The 19,713-nt window shown below is 69.9% G+C and carries 15 protein-coding genes; all 15 read right to left on the bottom strand.

The window, feature by feature from the left end:
* Nucleotides 1-373: 373 nt before the first annotated feature.
* The 15 genes from DAERI_RS11475 to DAERI_RS11405 all read right to left on the bottom strand — a co-directional run bounded on the left by DAERI_RS11475 (nucleotide 374) and on the right by DAERI_RS11405 (nucleotide 19,712).
* A complete protein-coding gene (locus DAERI_RS11475) occupies nucleotides 374-1,663 on the bottom strand; it encodes a beta-N-acetylglucosaminidase domain-containing protein (protein WP_165794179.1) in 1,290 nt (429 codons plus the stop codon).
* Between the two features lie 102 nt (nucleotides 1,664-1,765).
* Nucleotides 1,766-2,020 (bottom strand): hypothetical protein, encoded by a 255-nt coding sequence (locus DAERI_RS11470; protein WP_103129563.1) that lies wholly within the window; start codon nucleotides 2,018-2,020, stop codon nucleotides 1,766-1,768.
* A gap of 93 nt (nucleotides 2,021-2,113) precedes the next feature.
* Nucleotides 2,114-3,094, bottom strand: a complete 981-nt coding sequence (locus DAERI_RS11465) for a Gfo/Idh/MocA family protein (protein ID WP_165794178.1) — start codon at nucleotides 3,092-3,094, stop codon at nucleotides 2,114-2,116.
* Nucleotides 3,091-3,756, bottom strand: coding sequence for a ThuA domain-containing protein (locus tag DAERI_RS11460; protein ID WP_103129561.1), 666 nt, complete (start codon nucleotides 3,754-3,756; stop codon nucleotides 3,091-3,093). Before DAERI_RS11460 ends, DAERI_RS11465 begins: the two co-directional genes overlap by 4 nt.
* Nucleotides 3,753-4,649 carry a carbohydrate kinase family protein gene (locus tag DAERI_RS11455; protein WP_165794177.1) on the bottom strand — a complete coding sequence of 299 codons (897 nt, stop codon included), beginning with the start codon at nucleotides 4,647-4,649 and terminating at the stop codon, nucleotides 3,753-3,755. The genes DAERI_RS11460 and DAERI_RS11455 overlap by 4 nt, the downstream gene beginning before the upstream one ends.
* A complete protein-coding gene (locus tag DAERI_RS11450; protein ID WP_133162021.1) occupies nucleotides 4,646-5,956 on the bottom strand; it encodes a four-carbon acid sugar kinase family protein in 1,311 nt (436 codons plus the stop codon). The genes DAERI_RS11455 and DAERI_RS11450 overlap by 4 nt, the downstream gene beginning before the upstream one ends.
* Nucleotides 5,953-6,651 (bottom strand): class II aldolase/adducin family protein, encoded by a 699-nt coding sequence (locus DAERI_RS11445; RefSeq protein ID WP_165794176.1) that lies wholly within the window; start codon nucleotides 6,649-6,651, stop codon nucleotides 5,953-5,955. The genes DAERI_RS11450 and DAERI_RS11445 overlap by 4 nt, the downstream gene beginning before the upstream one ends.
* On the bottom strand, nucleotides 6,648-7,967 hold the full coding sequence (locus DAERI_RS11440; RefSeq protein ID WP_235610350.1) for an amylo-alpha-1,6-glucosidase: 1,320 nt from the start codon (nucleotides 7,965-7,967) through the stop codon (nucleotides 6,648-6,650). The genes DAERI_RS11445 and DAERI_RS11440 overlap by 4 nt, the downstream gene beginning before the upstream one ends.
* The gene (locus tag DAERI_RS11435; RefSeq protein ID WP_165794175.1) at nucleotides 7,964-9,370 is read right to left on the bottom strand and encodes a beta-N-acetylglucosaminidase domain-containing protein; all 1,407 of its coding nucleotides are present in this window, start codon (nucleotides 9,368-9,370) and stop codon (nucleotides 7,964-7,966) included. The genes DAERI_RS11440 and DAERI_RS11435 overlap by 4 nt, the downstream gene beginning before the upstream one ends.
* Nucleotides 9,360-11,132, bottom strand: coding sequence for an MBL fold metallo-hydrolase (locus DAERI_RS11430; RefSeq protein ID WP_103129557.1), 1,773 nt, complete (start codon nucleotides 11,130-11,132; stop codon nucleotides 9,360-9,362). The genes DAERI_RS11435 and DAERI_RS11430 overlap by 11 nt, the downstream gene beginning before the upstream one ends.
* A gap of 96 nt (nucleotides 11,133-11,228) precedes the next feature.
* The gene (locus DAERI_RS11425) at nucleotides 11,229-12,299 is read right to left on the bottom strand and encodes a Gfo/Idh/MocA family protein (RefSeq protein WP_103129556.1); all 1,071 of its coding nucleotides are present in this window, start codon (nucleotides 12,297-12,299) and stop codon (nucleotides 11,229-11,231) included.
* Entirely contained in the window at nucleotides 12,296-13,117 is an 822-nt protein-coding gene (locus DAERI_RS11420) for a sugar phosphate isomerase/epimerase family protein (protein WP_103129555.1), read from the bottom strand. Before DAERI_RS11420 ends, DAERI_RS11425 begins: the two co-directional genes overlap by 4 nt.
* Nucleotides 13,114-16,518: a glycoside hydrolase family 38 N-terminal domain-containing protein gene (locus tag DAERI_RS11415; RefSeq protein WP_103129554.1), complete on the bottom strand. Its 3,405-nt coding sequence runs from the start codon at nucleotides 16,516-16,518 to the stop codon at nucleotides 13,114-13,116. The genes DAERI_RS11420 and DAERI_RS11415 overlap by 4 nt, the downstream gene beginning before the upstream one ends.
* Nucleotides 16,519-16,536: 18 nt before the next feature.
* A complete protein-coding gene (locus DAERI_RS11410; RefSeq protein WP_103129553.1) occupies nucleotides 16,537-17,184 on the bottom strand; it encodes a YesL family protein in 648 nt (215 codons plus the stop codon).
* Nucleotides 17,181-19,712, bottom strand: a complete 2,532-nt coding sequence (locus tag DAERI_RS11405) for a glycoside hydrolase family 2 protein (RefSeq protein WP_103129552.1) — start codon at nucleotides 19,710-19,712, stop codon at nucleotides 17,181-17,183. The genes DAERI_RS11410 and DAERI_RS11405 overlap by 4 nt, the downstream gene beginning before the upstream one ends.
* Between the last annotated feature and the right edge of the window lies 1 nt (nucleotide 19,713).

Genomic DNA, 19,713 nt, shown 5'->3' with positions numbered 1-19,713 from the left:
GTCACGAAGTTCCATTTCCCCAGGATACGCCGAGAACATACCCGGAGGAGATCTTTCGTCTTCTGCGAACTTTAAGTTGGTCCAGGGGAGGGAGACCCCCAGCATCCCATCAGGGAGGCTCCCGGAGCTACGAGAATCCACCGCAGGCCGTCACACGGTCCTGGTCCGTGGGTTGAAGTGGAAGAGGGCGAGGGTCCGGTGGGGTGGACGGCGCGCCGTGGCCCCTCCCCCCTGAGCATCCCCGCGGGCGTGGAGTGGCGCCTTCCGGGCCGTGTTCAACGGGAAGCACCTTTCGCACGCCTGCCCCGAAGGGGGCCATACCCGGCGGGACGACAGGGGTGCCTCTCCCAGCCCAGTTGGCCGTGTCTACAGTTCAGCGGATCAGGGTGAGCCGCTCCGCCAGGCCGCCCCGGAAGGGCACGCCGTTCACCTCGGTGGGGTCGAGGTGCCCGGCTTCCCTGAGCAGTCGGCTCAGTTCCTCGATCAGGTCGACCAGGAACGGGTGGAGGTCGAACAGCAGCTCGCGGTTCGTTCCCCGTTCCAGCGCCATCAGCAACCGTCGGTAGGTGGCGCGCGCCTCGAAAAGGGGGGCAGCGCTGCCCCCGGCGAGCAGGGCCTGGGCCGCCGCGTGCAGCGCCATTGCCCTGGGCCCCACCCGCTGCGGCAGGTACAGCGAGTCCGCGAGCAGGGCGAGGTCACTGGCGGTCACGGGCACCTCTGCGGCGGTATTGAACTGCTCCAGCCAGCCCGCGAGCGCCCGCTCCAGCGAGGCCTCCGGCGTCCAGTGGCTCTCCGCCACGCCGTATTCCGCCAGGCTGAAGAGGCCGGGGGAGTTCACCTCGAACTGGTTGTTCGGGTTGGTCAGGATGCCCGACAGTTCCGCCCGCAGGTCCAGGGGACGCCCGGCGTAGGGACCCAGGTGAACGCGGCGCGGCGCGTAGTCGTTGGCGTGCAGGTTGTCCCACAGCACCGGGCGGCGGCGCAGCACCCCCGCCACCTCGCGCACCGACGCGGCTGTGATGTCCACCGAAATGACCTCGGGGCCTGTCCAGAACACCAGGATGTCCGGGTGAAGCTGCTCGCCCAGGACCGCCAGGTAAGGCGACTCGCCGACGCTGGGTACGGCCCGCCGGGCACAGTATTCGGTGGGGCAGAACAGGAACAGGCCGCGCGCGCCCAGCCCCTCCAGGTGCCCCCGGGCCGTGTTCGCGGCCCTCGCCTGCATCAGCGCCTGGGCGGCCAGGTCGGCGGTGCGGGGAATGTCGTCGAACAGCAGCGCGAAATGCCTCACCCCGAGGCGGGCGACGGTGCCCAGCTTGGTCAGGAGCGCGGATTGGTCGGCGGGGTCCTCCCAGTCCAGGTCCAGGCCGGGGGCCAGCGCGTAGACGAACTGCACGCCAGCGTCATTTGCCGCCTGAACGAGCTGGGCCAGCGCCACTTCCTCCGCCTCGGGATAAGGGTCGCGCCACACCGCCCGGTGCCAGGCGTCATCCTTTGGGGCATACAGGTAGGTGTTCATGCCCCAGGCCGCCATCTGCCCGAACAGGCGGCGGCGTTGCCCGGCCTGCCAGGGCCGTCCGTAAAAGCCCTCGATTACTCCCAGGACCCGGGGGGCGTTCCCGGAACCGTGCCCCCCTTCCTGCCCGGTGTTCGCCTCGGTCACCACCCCTGTCTCACCCTGACGTGAGCCCCCCGGGAGTGGTCCCCTCGGGGAGAGCAGGGGGGGAGTGACGCTTTCCCGAACACCTGGATTCGGAGGAACACGCTACGGCTGCCGTTCCTCATCCCGGCCGGGCAGGGGGACTGGTCCTGTCGGGACTTCCGGCGTACTCGCCCCCAGGCCCGTCGTGCCGGGCCAGGTCCCGGTGGAGTTGATGGGCGGGACGGCCACAACGTCGCCCCCGACATTGCCGCTGTCCAGCGCGGGGGGGTTGACCAGGTTCTGGCTGTCGCGCTCGATCTCCTCGACCGACTTGCCGAGGGGCTCGATGTCCTCCAGGTGGCTGCGATTGTCCGTCATGCCGTAGGGTAAAGCTTCTGTTTATGCGTTAGGGCGGGGTTTCCCCGTGCTTTCTTAACGTCTCATCCTGGGTGGGCATTCCCCGCGGAATGGTCAAGTCCGTGGCTCCGGCTGGGGAACCTCCAACACCCGCCCGGTGCGGGCACTCCCGAACAGGGCGTCCAGCACCCGCGCCTGGGCCAGCGCGTCGGGCAGGCCCCAGCGCAGTTCGGCACCCTCCAGCGCGGCGGCGGCGAAGTGGGCGACCATCGCCTCGTAGGGGTCGGTGGGGTCGTACACTTCCGTCTGCTCCCCGATCTGCAAGGTCGTCGTCCGCTGGTGCGAGCCGTAGGGCACGTCGAGACTCAGCGTGGCCCCTGACCCCACCAGGCTGAGGTGCTGGCCCCCGCTGGCCTCCACGCTGCAATCGAAGTGGGCGGTGAAGCCCCCGCCGAAATCCAGCCAGCCCACCAGCGTGGCGTCGATGCCGCCCACGTCGTGCAGGCTGGCGCTCACCCGGCGCGGCTCGCGGCCCAGCAGCAGGCGCAGCGCGCTGACGCAATAGCAGCCCACGTCGTACAGCGCCCCCCCGCCCCGCGCGGGGTTCCAGCGGTAGTCGCCGGGGTTGGTCATGCGGAAGCGGTAGTAGGCGGTGGCGGTTCGCAATTCCCCCAGTTCGCCCCGCGCTATGGCCGCCAGCGCCCGGCCAAACTGCGGGTGGTGCCGGTACACGAAGGCCTCCATGATCACCCGGCCCGCCTGGCGCTGCACCTCCATGACCCGCAGCACCTCGTCCGCGTTGAGCATGAAGGGCTTCTCGCACAGCACGTGCTTTCCAGCCTGGAGGGCCTTTACGCTCCAGGGGAAATGGAGGTCGTTGGGCAGCGCGTTGTAGATGGCGTCGATCTCGGGGTCGTTCAGCAACGCCTCGTAGGTGTCGTGTGCCCGAACGAAGCCGTGCTTTCCCGCATACGCCGCCGCGCGCTCCGGGTCTCGGGCCGCGACGCCGACCAACCGTTGCCCCGCCGCCTTCATGGCGGGTGCGAGCACGTTGCCGATGCGGGAGGCACCCAGAAACCCCCAGCGAAGGCTCACGGCCGGACCCTGGCCGCCCACCGCAGGCCGCGGCGGTGCAGTTCGGCCACGGTAGGGTTCTCCCATTCCCGCGGGTCATGTCCAATGGACGAGTAGAACACCCTCCCCTGCCCGTAGCGCCGCACCCAGGCGACCGGCATGACGGTCCCTGCGGTCCAGGGCGCGTGCTGGCCGTCGAAGGTGGTCGTGGCGAGCACGGTGTTGGAGGGATCGACGTGCAGGTAATACTGCTCGCTCTCGATGTCGAAGCCGGACAGCCCGCGGGTGATCTCGTGCCCCGCAGGCCCCATGTCCACGCGGTACGGGCGGACACCCCCGGGATGCGCGACGAACTGCCCGCCCACCATGAACTGGTAGTCGGCGTCCTCGCGGAAGGCGTCGCCCATGCCGCCGTGAAAGCCGGCCAGGCCGGTCCCGGCTTCAATAGCAGCCCGCAGGTTCTTGCTCTGCTCCCCGCTGATCCGGCCCATCGTCCAGTTGGGCACGATCAGGGCGTAGGTCCGCAAGTCGTCCGCGCCCTCCAGCACGTCGAGGGTGTCGCTGGCCGTGACCTCCAGGCCAGCCTCGCGGAGCATGTCGCCGATGAGTTCGGCGAATTTGAGGGGCTGGTGGCCGGGCCAGCCGCCGGAAACGATGAGGGCGCGGTCGGGGGAATTCGTCATGCCTGGGTCTCCTGGAGCAGGGAACGGACTTCGGTGAGGGTGGGGGCGTGTGCCCCCGGGCGGGTGCAGGCGGCGGCGGCGCAGGCGAGCGCGAAGCCGAGATGCCGGGCGGGGGGAGCCTGCGGGTCGTGAAGGGTGGAGTACAGCAGCCCCGCGATGCTGGCGTCCCCGGCGCCGACGGTGTCGACCACGTCCACCCGGTAGCCGGGGTGATGGAGGTCCAAACCCGGGCCGATCAGGCGAGCGCCCTGTGCGCCCAGGGTGAGCAGCACCGTGGCGGCGGGGTTGAGCGCCCGCACCCACGCGAGGGCCTGATCCAGCGTGAGGTGGGGCAGCAGCCCGGCCAGGTCCTCCTCGCTGACCTTGATGAAGTCGGCCAGCGGGACGTATTGCGGAAACGCCTCTCGGTAGGCGTCCCCAAGCTGGGGGCGGTAGTTGGGGTCGTAGACGACTGTGATTCCGCGCTCCCGCGCCTTCCGGGCGAGCGCGAGGAAATGCGGGCGGGCCGGGTCGCGCATGAGGGTGATGCCCCCGAAGTAGGCGGCGGTCACCCCTTGCCAGGCGTCTTCAGGACAGCGGCTGAACTGGGAGTCAGCCGCGTTCTCCGCGTAAAAGGCGTACTGGGCCGGGTGAGTGCGGTGGATGACGGAGAGGGCCGTGTGCGCCTTTACCCGCTGGATGAGGCTCAGGTCGAGGCCGTGGGCCTCCGCCTCCGTCCACAGCCCCTCGGCAAAAGGATCGTCCCCCAGCGCCCCGACGAAGGCGGTGGGCTGACCCAGCGCCACCAGCACCCGCGCGGTGTTCCAGGCGCTGCCGCCCGCCCGGGCCTGCCAGTGGTCCCCACTGCGGACGAAGTCGATGACGGCACCTCCGAAGGTCAGTACCCGGGTCACGCCTGCTCCCCGTGCGCGCGTTGGAGGTGGTCTATGGCGAGCGCTAGAAAATCGGGCGGACCGAACGATCCACTCTTTAAGACAAGCAGCAAACCCTCGTCGGGCGCGTAGGTGCTGGGCAGACCGGGCGCGAGTTCCTGGACGACGACCGTGTGCGTGACCCCCAGCGCCCGGGTCAGGGCCGCCGAGGTGTCCCCGCCCAGCGCGACGAGTTTCTGGGTGCCCGCCTCGCACGCCGTGATCCGCGCGGCCTCGGCCAGAACGCCCGAGACGCGCTGGCTGACCTCGATGCCGTGCAGGCCGAGCGCGGCGCCCACCTCGCGGGCCGCCTCCACCTGCTCCGGCGAGTTGGGAGAACGGAGCAGGACCGTGTCGTGCGTGTGCAGCGTGCCGAGGGCGAGGTCGGCAAGTAATCGGCTGGCCCGCTCCGGGTCGCGCAGGGCGAGGTCCACATCCAGTTCATGCACCGTCCCGCCGCGCGCCGCGTAATGCTCCACCTGCGCGCGGCTCTGCGGCATGACCGATCCGGCGATCATCACGACCTGCCGGGGATGGGTCCAGCGGGCACCGGACAGCGGGTCGAAGGGCTCCACGGGCGGCCACACGGCGGGCAATTCCTCCGCCAGGCCACTGGAGCCGAGGAACACCCGTTCCCCCGACAACGCTTCCGCAAGCACCCGGAGGTCGCTCTGTGTCTCCGCGTCCGCCAGCACGTACCGCACGCCCTCCCGCTCCAGCTCCTCGCGGCGGGTCCGCACGGCCCGCACTCCCTCGCGCACGGTCTCGATGGGGAGGTTGATGACACGGTGCGGCGTTTGGGTGCCCAGGTCCCGCACCAGATTGACCTCTCGCCGCGGATGCACCGGGTCCTGCCCGAACTCGGTGTCGGGGAGGGGCACGCCCCGCACGAAGTGGTCGCCATGCAGAGTTGTGCGCCCATTCTTGGGAAAGGCGGCGACCGCAACCCCGAAGTTCTCGCCCAGCGTCCCCAGCATCGCGTCGAACTCCGCGCCGACGTTGCCCCGGAAGACCGAGCAGGTCTTTTTCCAGTAGGCGCCGCACCCGGTCGCCATCAGGGCACGGGTGGCCCGCTCCACCCGCTCCCGTGCGGCATCTGGCGGCAGGAAGCGAGAGTCCGTGTCGATGATTAGCGCGTCCGTCCGTTCCTGGGCCAATCGGGCACACAGGCCCTCCCAGTCGGCGCCCTGCGAGAGGATGCGGACGGCGTAGCCGTGCCCCGCGAGCAGCCCGCCGATGTCCCCGGCCCCGGTGATGTCGTCGGCGACAATGCCCAATCTCGGCATCATGGTCCCCACCCCCGAAGGCCGGGAAGCAGGCGGGGCCGCTGCTCCCCCGGGGCGATGGGGGCGCCATGCGTGGCGCGGGCGTTCGCCTCCGCCAGTTCCTCATCGCTCAGCACCCGCGCCTGCCCGCGCGAGGCGAGCCACACCCGGGCGTTCTGCTCCAATTCCTCCAGGATGTCGCGCGCCTCGGCGAGACTCCCGCCCCAGGTGATGACCCCGTGGTTTTGCAGGAGCACGGCGCTTACGTTCCGGCAGGCCCGGCCGACCGCGGCGGCGAGGTCGGCCCCACCCGGCGGGAGGTACGGCAGCAGCGGCACCCGTCCGACCCGGGTGACCGCGTAGCTGGAATGGACCGGCAGCACATTGCCCTCCTCCGTGGGCGCAGCCAGGCAGGACAGGGTGAGCGAGTCCGTGGCGTGCAGGTGCAGCACGGCGTTCACGTCGGGACGCGCCCGGTAGATGGCGGCGTGAAAGGCAGCCTCCTTGGAGGGCTTCGGGCCGCTCACCTGCTCCCCTTCGGAACCGCACAGGGTGAAGTCCTCGGAAAGCTGCCGGGCAAAGGCCGTATTCGTCGCGCTGACCCGGAAGCCCGTTCCGTCCCGGTGGCTGAGGTTGCCGCCAGTAGAAGTCGTCAGGCCCCGCGCGTACAGGTCGCGCGCCTCCCGGGCGAGCTGTTCGCTGAGTCCGCCCGCCGTCACCAGCCCTCCCCCGCATTGAAGACCGGGCAGAAGCCCTGCTGAACACATTCGTGCGCGTAGATGAACATCGCTGCCGACCAGCTCTGGCCGCGGAAGCCGCTGGGCCGCCCGCTGCGCCCGTGGTGCCACTCGTTGAAGTCCCATTCCAGGCCCGGCGTGCGGGAGAGACGGTTCATCTCGGCCAGGCGCCCCAGTTGCCGCGCCGCCTCGTCCAGGCGTCCGGCTTTGACCAGGGCCGCCACGTAGAACCCGCCGATCATGGGCCAGATGCCGCCGTTGTGGTACTGGTCGGGCAGGTTCAGGTTCCGCAGGCGGTAATACTCCCGCCAGTCCTTGTCCCCGGGCTGCACGGGCGGGTAGATCGCTTTCACCGGCCACGGCTCGTTCACCCCGGCGGACTCGATGTAGTCGAGAATCTTGTTCGCCTGCGCCTCACTCGCCAGCCCGAACAGGATGGCGACGAGGTTCCCGAAGGTGTCGAAGCGGTCCTCGTAGTCGCGGAAGGCCATGTAGGGCAGGTAGTAGGGGCGCTCCTGCAGCACGGTGGTCGTCAGGCGGATGGGGTAGAGCCACTCCTTGCGGTGGTTCTCCACCCAGGTCATATCCTTTTCGACCTCCGGGCCGAGCCACAGCAGCGTGTTGAGCTTGAAGCGGATGTCCTCGGCCCGCGCCCGGTAAGGGCTGCCATCCTCCCCCAGGGCCTCGCTCATCGCCGCCATGGAGCGCTGCGCGGCGAACCACAGGGCGTTGGGCCACAGGCTGTTGTAGCGGTTGGCGAAGAGGTCGGCCCAGTCCATCGCCTCGTGGACCTCCAGCAGGCCGCACTCGTTGCTGTCCTGGTATTCCAGCCAGGTGTAGGCGCGGCGCAGGTGGGGCCACATCTGGCGCAGGCGCCCGGTGTCCCCGTCCGTGCGGTGGACGTAGTCGTTGCCCAGGATGAACCACAGGCTGTTGTCGATGCAGCCCGCGTGGGCCGTATCTACCACGACCTTTGGCGCGTCCTCGCCCACGTGCAGTGCCCCGCCGTGAGCGATGAGTGCCGGGTCGGGAATGCCGGTGAAGCCGACGTTGTGGGGAATGTTGCCCAGCCGCGACTGGTAGGCGGCGAGGGTGCGGATGGACCGCCGGGCGATCTCGGGTCCCTCGGGGTCCGCGCAGAGCATCAGACCCAGAGAGCAGATCATGGAGTCGCGCGCCCAGACCTGCTTGTAGGCGGTGCTGGAGCCGAGCAGACCGATGGGACTGCCGTTGCCGATGACGGTGCGCTCGGCAATCGGGCGGCCAATATCGGCGAGGGAGGTGGAACGGGCGGTCACGCCGTCTCCCGAACCGGCTGACCCGGCTCACTCGCCCGCTCGCTCGCCCGCTCCGCGCTCCAGACGCAGCGGCGGGCGAAGGTGTCGAAGGTGTCCCCGGCGACCCAGTGGAAGTTCTCGCGCACCAGGGGAATCTCCTCCAGCACGTACTCGCGGGCGCGGGCGTCCCCCGGGTTGTCCAGGGCGCCCAGCGCGTACTTCGCCACCCGCGCCCAGCCCGCGAGCTTGGCGGTCCAGGGGGCGAGATTGCGGCGCAGGACGGGGTCTTGCAACCGGAAGAGCGTGTAGGCGTGCAGTTCCATGTCCCGCACGATCTGGCGCAGGGGCCGCTCGTCCGGCGGAACGTCGCTCATGGCGGGGCGGCCCGGAACGTCCGGCCCGGCCTCCTCGGGGGGACCGCCGCGTGCCGCCCAGAAGGCGTCGATGGCGGGCCACAGCGAGTGGTACAGGACGCTGCTGCGGCTCACCAGCGGGTGACGGCGGGCGAGGTCGGCGAGGAAGGCGACCGCCGCGGCCTCCTGGGAACTGGCGGTGCTGACCCGGACCGCGTCCCGGAAGGCGGCGACCGGGTTGTACCCGTACGGGTCGCGCAGGTACGCCGCCGTGGTCCGCAGGGCGATGCGGCTGGTGGCCGACAGGGCGCCCGCCGCCGCGAAGTAGCCCCCGGCCACCTCCGGCAGCTCCGGCGCGCGGCCCACCAGCGGCGCCACGTGCAGGTCGTGCTGCATGTCGAGGTCGTTCACCGGGAAGTTGTCCCAGATCACGACCTTGCGGCGCAGCACGTCCGACACCCGCCCGAGATCGGCGGCGGTGATCGTGGGGCTGCACTCCTTGCGCCCGGTCCAGAAGACCTGCGCGCGGGGCGTGAGGCTGGCCCCCAGCGCCCACAGGTACGTGGAGTTGCCGCTCCCGAAGTACTGGGTGGGACAGAAGTAGAATTCGCCGTCCGGGTCCAGGTCCTGCACGAGTTCGTTCACCAGCCAGGCCTGGGCGCGGGCCAGGTCGGGAAAGACGGTGACGTCCTCGCTGTGCGAGAAGTTCTTGGGCAGGTCGTCGAGCATCAGCGCGAACGAGCGGATGCCGCGCGCCTTGGCCTCCCGCAGCTTGGAACGCAGCGTCATCAGGTGGGCGGGGTTGGTGTAGCTGAACTTCAGGGCGCTGAGCCCGAAGATGAATTCCACGCCCACGTCCCGGGCGTGCCGGGCCAGCCGCCCGAACTGCGCCCACTCCACGTTCGTGTACGGCTCCCGCCAGCGGTTACGGTGGACGGGATCGTTTTTTGGCGCGTAGACGTAGGCGTTGAAGCCCACCCTGTGCATGAAGTCCACCATGTCGTGCCGCTCCTGCCAGGACCAGGGACGGCCGTAGAACGCTTCGAGGATGCCGCGCCGTTCAGGAGGCATAGCTGTCACCATAGAGGCTGTTGCCGTAGGGGGGATGGTCGATGGTGGCGTGGGCGAACTGGCAGGGCTCGCCGGGAGCCCCGCGCAGCTCGAAGTGGATGCGGGCGCCCTGCGGCCCACTAGGGCTGAAGGGCAGGGTGAGGCGGGAGGAGGGCGGAATCCGCAGGGGCAGGCAGGCGGCCTCCGTCGCGCGGCCGTACACGTGGAGTTCTCCCTCGAAGGGGGCGTCGGTGGGATTCTCGACCGTCAGGGTCACCGGACTCCCGCTCGGCACGCTGATCGGCTCGGCGTGCATCACCATGCGGGCGGAGGGGGGCTGGAGGGCGGCGTGGAGGGTTTGCAGCGCCCGGCCCCGCGCGAGCAGCTCGTCGAAATACTCCGGGCTGGGCTTGATGGGACCGTTATGACCTCCGAGGATCAGGTCCGGGCGCAGCCGCGCGTAGAGTTCGGCGCTGCGGACATAGTCGTCCTCGCAGAAGAGGTTGGGGTAGGTGTAGTTCAGGCCCAATCCGTCAGGGTCCGCATACTGGTCCCCGCCGAAGAGCACCCGTTCCCCGTGCGCCTCCACGAGCAGGGCGCTGGCGTAGCGGGCGTGGCCGGTGACTTCAAAGGGCGTGATGCGGAACTCCTCCCATTCGAAGGGCTGGCCGAGCGGCAGGCGGCGGTCGGCCTCCATCGGCTCGAACCACAGGCAGGGCAACCGGAACGCCTGGGGCTCGGCGAGGACGCCCGCCACGTTCTCCGGCGCCCACAATTCCGCCCCGTACACCTCGCGCAGCAGCGGGATGCCTGCCACGTGGTCGTCGTGGTAGTGGGTGGGGATCACGGCGTCGATGCCCTTCACCCCGTACCTCTCGAACAGCGCGGGAATGGTGTACAGCCAGGGGCGGCGCGACTCGCGGTCGGTGCCGCTCGCCTGCCCGAAGCAGAAGTCGTACCCGAAGTCGATCATCAGGGCGCGCCCACTTTCCGAGCGCAGGACGTACAGGTTCGCCAGGCTGGTGCGGTTCCAGAGCAGCCACGGGCGCAGCTCGGCGTACGGCTCGGCGCGCAGCTCGAAGAGCCGCAGGTTGTGGCGGCGCAGCAGCAGCAGCGGCCACAGCGCCTCGGCGGTCTGGCGCAGCGCCCCCGCGCCCATGATCTCCCCGTGCGAGGGCAGGATGTGCGTGGGCGACTGGTCGGCCAGGTCGAGCAGCGACAGGATGGTGCCCGCGATGCCCTCGCCGCCGTGGTAGGTCCACTGGGTGGAAGCGAGGCGGCTGATCTGGCCCGGCGCGTACAGCAGGTCGCCGGTAAAGGCCAGGGTCATGCGGCGGAACTTGAGCAGGAACGACGCCGCGCCGGGCGTCTGGCCGGGCGTGGGCCGCAGGGTGAAGCGCAGCCGCCCGAAGCGGTAGGTCCGGTACTCGCGCAGCGGCAGCGTCACCGCCGCGTCCGGCACGGTCCAGATATGGGGGCGCGCGTCGTAGTTGTTGCGGGCGTCCGCGAGCGAGAGGTAGCGCTGGGGGTCGTGCAGGCTGGCCCGCTCGCCCTCCGGGGCGTAGACGGGGATGCCCGCCCGGACGGCCCGCGCCGCGCCCGCCGCCACGTCCCGGTGATGGTGGGTGAGCAGCACCGCGCGCACCCGCCGGACCCGAGGCGGCAGGTCGTCGAGGACGCTGCCGTCCCCGATGTTCACCAGCACGGCGCTGTCCCCGTCGCACACCGCGTACACCTGGGCGGAGCCGGTATGGCGGAACACGCCGGGCAGCACCTCGATCATGTCCGGTCCTTCAGAGTGTGGGGAAGAGAGTGGCGGAAGGCGCGCGAGGGCTGGAGGAGGGGGGAACTGGTCACGGCAGGGCTCATTTCTGAGGGATCAGGCGGGCTGGGCTTCGACCGGCTCGGCGGGCGTGAAGGTGGTGCCCAGGGGCACCATCCCCCCCTGCCGGATCGACAGATGTGCGGCTTCCAGAATCTCGACGATGTGCGCGGCCTGCTCGCCGGTCACGCGGTGGGGGCGGTTCTCGCGCAGCGCGCGGGCAAGGTCGTCGAGCGGGGCAGCCCAGTTGAAGCTCTGTTCGGCGGGCGTGTAGTCCGGGAGCGGTTCGTACTCGGAGCCGAAGCGGGCGGTCTCGATGCTTGCACGGGGCGCCATCCAGCTCCCCAGGTACAGTTGCCCGTCGTCGCCCTGGAACTCGATGCCGCTCTGTTTGCCCTTGTCGGTCGTGTAAAAGGACGTGGTGAGGCGCAGCACCGGGCCGCTGGCGAGTTCCACGACCGCGACGTAGAAGTCGTTCTCGGTCGCCTGGAAGGGCACGCCACGCTTGGTGAGCCTCTCGGGTTTGACCGTCTTTCCGTAAGCCCACACTCGGGAGGCCGGGCCGAAGATGCTGGTGACAATGCCCAGCGGGTACACGCCCACGTCACGGAGCGGTCCCACCTGATAGAAGCTGTCCGGCACCGGGTGCCACGTCTCGATGCGGCCGTGGTTCGCCTCGGCGTAGATGACGCGGACCGGGCCGATGAGTCCCGCCCGCAGCTCCCGCAGGGCGCGCTGCTGCGCCTCGCCCAGGAATGTGGCGGGCGCGCAGCCCAGACGCGCGCCGCGCTCCCGGGCCAGGGCCACCAACTCCTGCGCCTGCTCGCTGCTGCCCGCCAGCGGTTTCTCGCTGTACACGTGCTTGCCCGCCTCCAGCGCCTGCCGCGTGACCGCGTAGTGCGCGGGGAACACGGTGAGATTGACGACCAGCTCCACCTCGGGGTCGGCGAGCAGGTCCTCCAGCGAGTCGAAGGCGCGGCAGCCGTGCTGACTGGCATAGTCGCGGGCACGCTCCCGGTCGAGGTCGAAGCAGCCGTACAGCTCCAGGCCGGGGTAGGCGCGCATGGCCTTCGCGTACGGGGTGGCGATCACGCCCGTGCCGACGATGGCGATCTTCACGGGTTTCATGGCCTCGCCCCCTGCCCGTGGGGTACCAGCCACGACCGGAGTTGGCGCAGGGATTCCAGCAGGTCATCGGTCGGGTCGAACTGTTCCGGCTCGTGCTCGACGCTGAGGTAGCCGCCATAGCCCATGTATGAAAGGGCCTCGACCACCTCGCGTACCGGCACCACACCCTGTCCGTAGCCGACGGTGTCATGCCTGCCCACCTCTCGCACGTCCTTGAGGTGAACATGGATGACCCGCTCGCCGAGTTCACGGACGGCCTCGTCGGCGGGGTAGCCCTGAGTGCCGAACCAGCCGGTATCGACGGTCACGCCGACCAGGCCGCCCTCGTCCGGTCCGGTGCGGTCCAGCAGCTCCTGCGGCGTCTTCTCGGGGTGGTTCTCGTAACCGAAGCGCACACCGAGGTCACGCAGCCGGGCGACGAACTCGGCCCGCTGCTCGCGGAACACGCGGCTGTTTCCGGCCAGCAGGGGGATGTCCAGCGCCCTGACCAGTCCCAGCGTCCGCTCGAACTCGGGCAGGTCGTCCCCAAAGCCGCCGCAGTACGCGACGAAACGCATGCCGCGCCGCCCGGCCGTGTCCAGCGCGATCTCAACGTGCTCCGGCGTCCACCAGTTCTGGTGCAGGTGGAAGTGCCACAGCTCGATGTCCCTGAACCCCAGGGCGTCCACCTCGCCCAGCAGCTCGTCGAAGCGGGCTTCGAAGGTCTCGACCGGGGCGAAGTGTTCGCGGCTGGTGCGGCAGGCCTGGCCCCAGTCGCCGGTGGCGCGGTAGTTCACCTGCCGGAAGGCGAAGTTGGCAGTGTTGAAGACGGGCTTCATCGCTGTTCCTCCAGGGGGAAAGGCGGCTCGAATTCGACGCGGATGGCAGCGAGGCCCCAGGCCGGGACGGGAAAATGCACCGCGTCGCCGGATACGGGGAGGGGCGTGAGGTCGGTCTCCAGCAGGTCGGTGAGGGCGGCGCGGGCGAGGCGGCGGGGCGGAAAGCGGACGGACGCCTGTTGCGCCGTTCCTCGCAGGTCCTGAACCCGCAAGATCACGCCGCGCCCGTCCTGTGCGGGTTTAAGGACGCTGAGGGTTACGTTGTCACTGACCTCGGCCAGAACTCCTCCCGCCGGATCGGTGTACGGCCCGCCCGGCGTGCGGAAATCCTGGAAGCTGATGCGGTGCGCGTATAGCCCCCGCCGCGCCTCCCGCCCGGTCCGGCCCGCCGCCTCGCGGGTGAGGTCGGGGCCACTCGTCAGGCTGTAGCGGAAGGTGAGGGGGCCGCCCTGCCGAGCCTGGTAGTTGGTGTGCCAGTAGTTGCTGAGCAGATAGCCGTAGACGCGACCCCCGCGAATCTCGCGCGTTTTCGGCCAGGTGCCCCGCACGATGTCGCCGGACGTGAACAGGGGAATGTCAGGGCTGGCGAGGAAGACGCGGGTGCGCTCCGATTCCAGCAGCACGCCCGTCTGGAGGGGCAGCCACTCGACGCAGGCGCCGGGCAGGCGGTCGGCGTCCCAGTCCGTCCAGCCGAGCTGCGAGTCGGACAGCACGCGGGCGTCCGGGAGGTCCAGGTCGAAGCGGACATAGGCGGCCTCGCGGGCAGAGGTCACGGCCTTGTCGTAGGTGTAGTGGAAGTCCACCCGGTTCTGGCGGGCGGGCAGATGGACGGTCAGGTCGAGCTGGCCCTGGGACACGTCCGACCGCAGATGCAGGGTGTCGCCCAGCGCGTCGGTGATGCGCTCAGCGTGGATCAGGTCGAAGCGCTCGTCCTCATCCAAATTGGCAGGGGGCAGGTCGGCCTGGTTGCTCAGGATGCGGCTGCCCTCCCCGCCGCGCACGTACACCAGCCCGCCCGCGCCGCCGGGGGCGAGCAGTTGCTGACCGGTGGCGTGCTCGACAAGGGCCGTGGCCTGGCCCAGCGTCAGGTCGAAGGTGAGCGTGTAGTGGTCGCTGCGGAGTTCGACCTGGTGTTCCCGGGTCACGTCCTGATGAACGGTGGGGGTGGGATTTGTCTCCCGCCGGAGGGGAAAGCGCCGATACGACAGGCCGGGCAGCGTGGCATGGAAGGCGATGACGCGCTGGGTGGGATGCGTTTCGAGAACTCGGAAGGGGATGGGCTCGCCGGTCAGGGAGTCGTGCGGCGCCTCCCCATTCGCCACCTCGACACTGCACTCGCCCTGGACGGTCCAGTTGTGGGGGTTATAGACGACGACCTCGCGCCCCTCGGTGTTCCACTGGAGGCTGTGGCGGCTGGCTCCGGCGTGCAGGGCCTGGCGGGCGGCGAGGTGTGCGCGCTGCGCAAAAGCCGCCTTCACCTCCCACTGGTCGCGGGCGAGGCGGGCTTCGGGGTCCGTGACGCTCAGGAAGGCACCCCAGGTGTGTTCGTCGTAGAGCAGCAGGTCGCGCCAGGCATCGGCGTACAGGGCCTCGTTCGGGCGCAACCTGGGATCATGGATCGCGGCGAGGGTGCCCAGCGTCTCGGCGGCAGGCAGCCGGGCCTGCGCGTCCCGGGCCTGAATGGTTTCGGCCAGGCTGGTGAGCACGCCGTCCTCCCAGTACGCGCCCCCGTCGCCGCGCAGGACGGGCAGGCGGTCCCCGCACCGTTCCGCCTCCCGGAAGAAATCGGCCGGGTCGGCGGCCACGAGGCGCGGGTAGGCGTACGCCGCGTTCCACTCGCCGATAAAGCGGTTCGGCTGCGGGTCGAGGTCGGTGTTGTCGGCCTCCTGACCGTACAGCAGCACGCAGTCCGGCGCGTAGTCGGGGCGATCGAACTCCTCCAGCCACAGGGTCAGGCCACGCTCGGCGGCACTGAGGCCAGGGGGGCTGCCACACACCTTCCGCAACTCGCAGTACATCTTGGCGAGCCAGGTCAGGACCCGTCCGCCCGCTGGTCCCTCCCACCAGAAGGGACTGGCGCGGTGCAGGTTGCCGTTCACCCGGAACGGCCCGCGGTCCTGGTTGTTGGCGTGGACGAGGTAACGGACCCCCGCCCCCGCCAGCAGGTCCGGGTAACTCGCGGTGACCGAGGCCACGTCAACGACCGCGCACAGCTCCGCCCGTTTGCCCAGTGGGGCCAGAAAGGCATTGCTGAAGCTGGCGTTGCGGATCAGGTCCTCCAGCCCGGCGAACTGGGTCAGCAGGTCCGCGTAGTTGCTCACCAGATTGATGCGCCCGGCCCGCACCCAATGGCGTAGCCGCTCCAATTGCCCCTCAGCTCGCGTCGCCAGGTAATCCTCCAGCACCCAACCGCAATCGAGGTGGTACGTAAAGTTGGGCTGCCCGGCCTCCAGAAAGGCGATGGCCGTGTCCAGGTTGCGGCTGTGGCGCTCGGCCACCTCCTCCTGCCGGTGCGTGTAGCCGATGTCGGTGTGGGAATGCGCGGAGACGTACACCGTCCACTTGCGCTTGCGGGTCAGGGTGCCGGTCCAGGTGGAGGGGCCATGCTCGGCGGAATACTGGATGGGCCGCTCCCCGTCAGGAATCCAGACGCTGAACGGAAGGTCCCCGAACGGGGCCGGTTCGGCGGGCCACTCGTGCCGCTCCCCGCCCAGGAGGACGGTCAGCCCGTGCGGCGCCGGGCCGTGCAGCACCCCGTCCACCCGGGCCCGAAGTTGACCCTCGTGACAGCGGTACAGCACGGTTGTTTTCAACGTCAGGTCCGGTGCGGGCCGCTCATCCAGCGCCCTCAAGGCCAGGTACTGGTAGATGATCCCCGCCCCGTTCGCCATGCGGTCGAGCCGCGCCACCCGCTCGGGGTTCTCGACCCTCACCACCTCTCCCCCATCGACCACGGTGAGGGTGAGGGTGTTGGCACCGGGCCGCAGGAGAGCAGCATCTAAAGCGACCCGCACCCGTCCGTCCGCGTAGATCGTCGTATGCAGCCCGGGCAGCAGCCGAATTTCGCCGCTCACGGACGGCTTGGGGTCGAGGAACACCCGCCCCCGCGCGCCGTTCAGGTCCAGCGACAGGTGCGGGACGCGCGGCGCGATGACGAGGTAGTCGATGATCAGCTCGTAGGCGGGCGCGTCCACGGACGGCAGCTCGAAATGGACGACCCGCGACTGCGCCTGGTAGTTCGCCTCGGGGTCCGCCTCGCTCGCCTGGTAGAGCGGCCAGACGTTGCCCTCCCCGCCCACCGTCCACGTCACGCCGGGGAAGGCGAGGGGCGCCTTGTAGTTGTCGGGCAACTCAGGGCTGGGGCTGTCTTCTTGGCCGATTCTCCAGATGGTGCGGGTCATGCGGGGTCTCCAGGAAGGTCAGGCGGACGGCTCGGCGGAGGGCTCGGGGAGGTCGTCCTGAGGAGGAACCTGCGGGCTAAACGGCCTGACCTGCACCGCCGCGAAGGCGAGGGCGGCGCTGACGAGGATCACGAACACGAAGGTCTGGAACAGCAGGCTCAGGATCAGCACGGCGAGCGGGATCAGCACGTACAGGTGCGCGCTGAGAGGGTGCTGGGCGAGGCCCAGGAACGCGGCCCGCCACGCCCGGATGTAGGAAAGCCGCTCCACGCTGAGGGCTTCGAGCAGGTAGGGTTGCAGCGCGACGAACAGCCAGGACAGGTAGGTGACCAGCAGGAAGACGACCGTGTCCCCGAACGGCCCCAGCACCCGCCGCCAGAAGGTGTAGTTGCTGTAAGCCAGGAAGGCAAAGACGACGACGGTGAGCGCCCACAGGATTCCGGGGAGCAGGTTCCGCAACAGCAGGGGCAGAAACTGGCGCAGGTCCGGCTCGCGGTCCTCGCGCAGGGTGGTAGCGATCAGCGCGTAACTCGCCAGGGTGGCGGGGCCGGTCAGCACCAGCGTCCACGCCAGCACAGCCCAGATCAGGTTCAACCACAGCAGGGGCAGGAGGTTGTGCCAGACGAGCAGGCCCCCCTCCCGGAACGAGCGCGGCAGGAACTTCACGGGGTCTCCCAAAGGAGGTCCAACGGAGTTGCGTTCAATGCCCGGACTGTCAGCGGGACAGCGAGAACTCCGACCTCTGGTCCCCGGAGCGTCACGCCGACCTCGTGCTCCTCGCCGGGCAGCAGGTTGAAGCCGCTGTCGCTGAAGTCCTCCAGAACGTCTGAGGGCGACTCCAGGCTCACCCAGGGCGCGACGTGGACTCCGGCGTTGCGGACGACGAGCCGACTACCCCTTTGCTCCAGAGTGAGACGTGTACGCGGCATCCCCACGAGGGCCGCAAAGGGCTGGGGCTGGTCGCGCGCCACCCAATGTTCGGCGCGGGCGAGGAGAACGCCGTCCTCACCAAGCAATTCCGCACGCAGCAGGGCCGGTTCCTCCGGGAGAGTCACGTTCAACGGCTGACCCGCGGCGGGCCAGATCATAGAACGGGTTTCGTGTTGAAGCGTCATGCCCGTCAGGCTATGCAGGGTCAGCGTGAGTTCGCCACTTCCGGTCGTGTCCGCGAGAACCTGCGGCGCGGCGGTCAGGTGCCCCTTCCCGACAGGACCGGGCAACCCGAGGTGGAGGGCGACCGGCGCGTTCGCCTCGCGGCAGCGGTAGTACGCCAACTTGGGCTTCAGATCGTAGTCGATCAGGCTGGTGTTGTGCGCGTTCGGCCAGGGCTCGCCGAGCTGCCAGATCAGCGCGAGGCTGCATTCATCCCGCCGCGAGCGGTTCCAGCCCAGCGCGTGGCGCAGCACGTCCCCCTGGGCAGCCTGGGTGAGGAGGACATAGGTGCCCAGGTCGTCCACCGGGCCGAATACCTCCGTGATCCGGTGGCGCATCAGCCACCACTCGCCGTGATGCACGACCTGGGGATTGGTGTCGTCCATCGGCCAGGGGGAGCCGTCAGTGAGGTAGCGGCGCAGCGTCGTTTCCCGCGAGGCCGCCTGACAGCCGAACTCGCTGTGGGCGAGCGCCCGGCTGAGGACATGCGGGCGGTAGCTGTCGTGGGCACCCCGGTAATGCCAGGGGCCGTGTACGTCGTGGAGGTCCTCGGGGCGCCCCGTCGCCGCGTCAACGCTCAGGTCGTACTCGGGGCCACTCGGCGAGGTCGGGAGGAAGGGGCGGGTACCGTCCAGAGCAGTGATGTGGTCCTGAATCCGGCGGATGGTGGGATGCGCCTCGTCCGCCGGGCGCCGCCGCTCGTCGGTGAGTTCGTTTCCAGCGCCGAGCAGCACGACGCTGGGGTGGTTTCGCAACCGGCGCACCAGCGCGGGAAGGTCGCGGTCGAGATTGGCGAGAAACTCCGGCGAGGTGGGCGGGACGTTGTCGGTGCCGCTCGACGTGAGCGGCATCTCCTGCCAGACGAGCAGGCCCAGCTCGTCGCAGGCGTCCAGCATGGTGTCCGAGGCGATGGGGGCCACGCCGTTGAAGCGCAGCAGGTTGGCGTGGGCGGCCAGGGCGTATTCGGCGAGGGCGCGTTCCCGCTCGGCCACCCCGTCACGCCCCGGGATCATGTCCACCGGGACCATGTTGAAGCCCCGCGCGTAGAGCGCCTTGCCGTTGATCTCCAGGGTGTAGGGCCGTGCGCCGCGTTCCAGTGAAGCGGCATTGTGGACGAGCCTGGCCGTCCGAATCCCCAGGCACCGCTCGATGCTGGCGCCGCCCGGCACGCTGGCCCGCACCCGGTAGAGCGGCTGCGCCCCGAGCCCGGCGGGCCACCACACCTCGGGGTCTTGCAACTCGAAGGTGGCGGAACGGGTGGTCGTCCGGGTTTCGTCCTGCCGACCATCCGGGTGAATCAGGCTGACGGTCACGGGAACAGTCGTATCCCCGCCCAGGTCCACGTCCACGCGGACGGTCGCCCGGCGCAGGTCCGCGTCCAAGTCTGCCCGAGCGAAGAGGTCGAGGACAGCCGTGCCCGCATCGGCCTCCAGGATCACGTCCTGCCACAGGCCGATGTGGATGAGCCGCGTGGCGAAGTCCCACCAGTAGCCGTAGCGGGGCTTGAGGGTGCGCGTCTCGCTGGTGCGGCCCAGTTGCCCGGCCTCGGGCGGCGGCTCGCGCAGCAAGACCGCCAGGAGGTGTTCGGCGCCGCGGTCCAGGCCACTTATATCGAAGCGGACCGGGGTGTGGGGACCGGCCAGCGTGCCCAGGAGCGCCCCGTTCAGGAACACGTCGCCGCCATAGTCCGATCCGCCGAAACACAGGTGCAATCGGGCGCTGGCGGGCAACTCGACCCGGAAGGTGCGGCGGTACACCCACTGCCGGGCGCTGACCCACTCGGCCTCCAGGCTGGCGAGCCCCTCGTTGGGGTCGCGGATCAGTCCGGCACGCAGCAGGTCGGCGTGGACGCTCCCGGGCACCCGGGCGGGAATCCACGCGGTGCGCGCAAAGGCCCCCACCTCCTGCCCTGTCTCGGCGTGCAGGCGGCGAAAGCGCCACGCCTCGCTGACGGAGGGGGCGAGCTGCCACTCCCCGCCGAGGTCCTGGCGGAAGGCGGCGCTGGCCCCGCGTGGTTGGTGGTCTGGCTCGTCGGTCGTCATC

Origin of the sequence: Deinococcus aerius (assembly GCF_002897375.1) — a bacterium.
In the GTDB taxonomy this organism is placed as follows: domain Bacteria; phylum Deinococcota; class Deinococci; order Deinococcales; family Deinococcaceae; genus Deinococcus; species Deinococcus aerius.
This window is presented reverse-complemented; position numbering and strand designations above follow the sequence as displayed.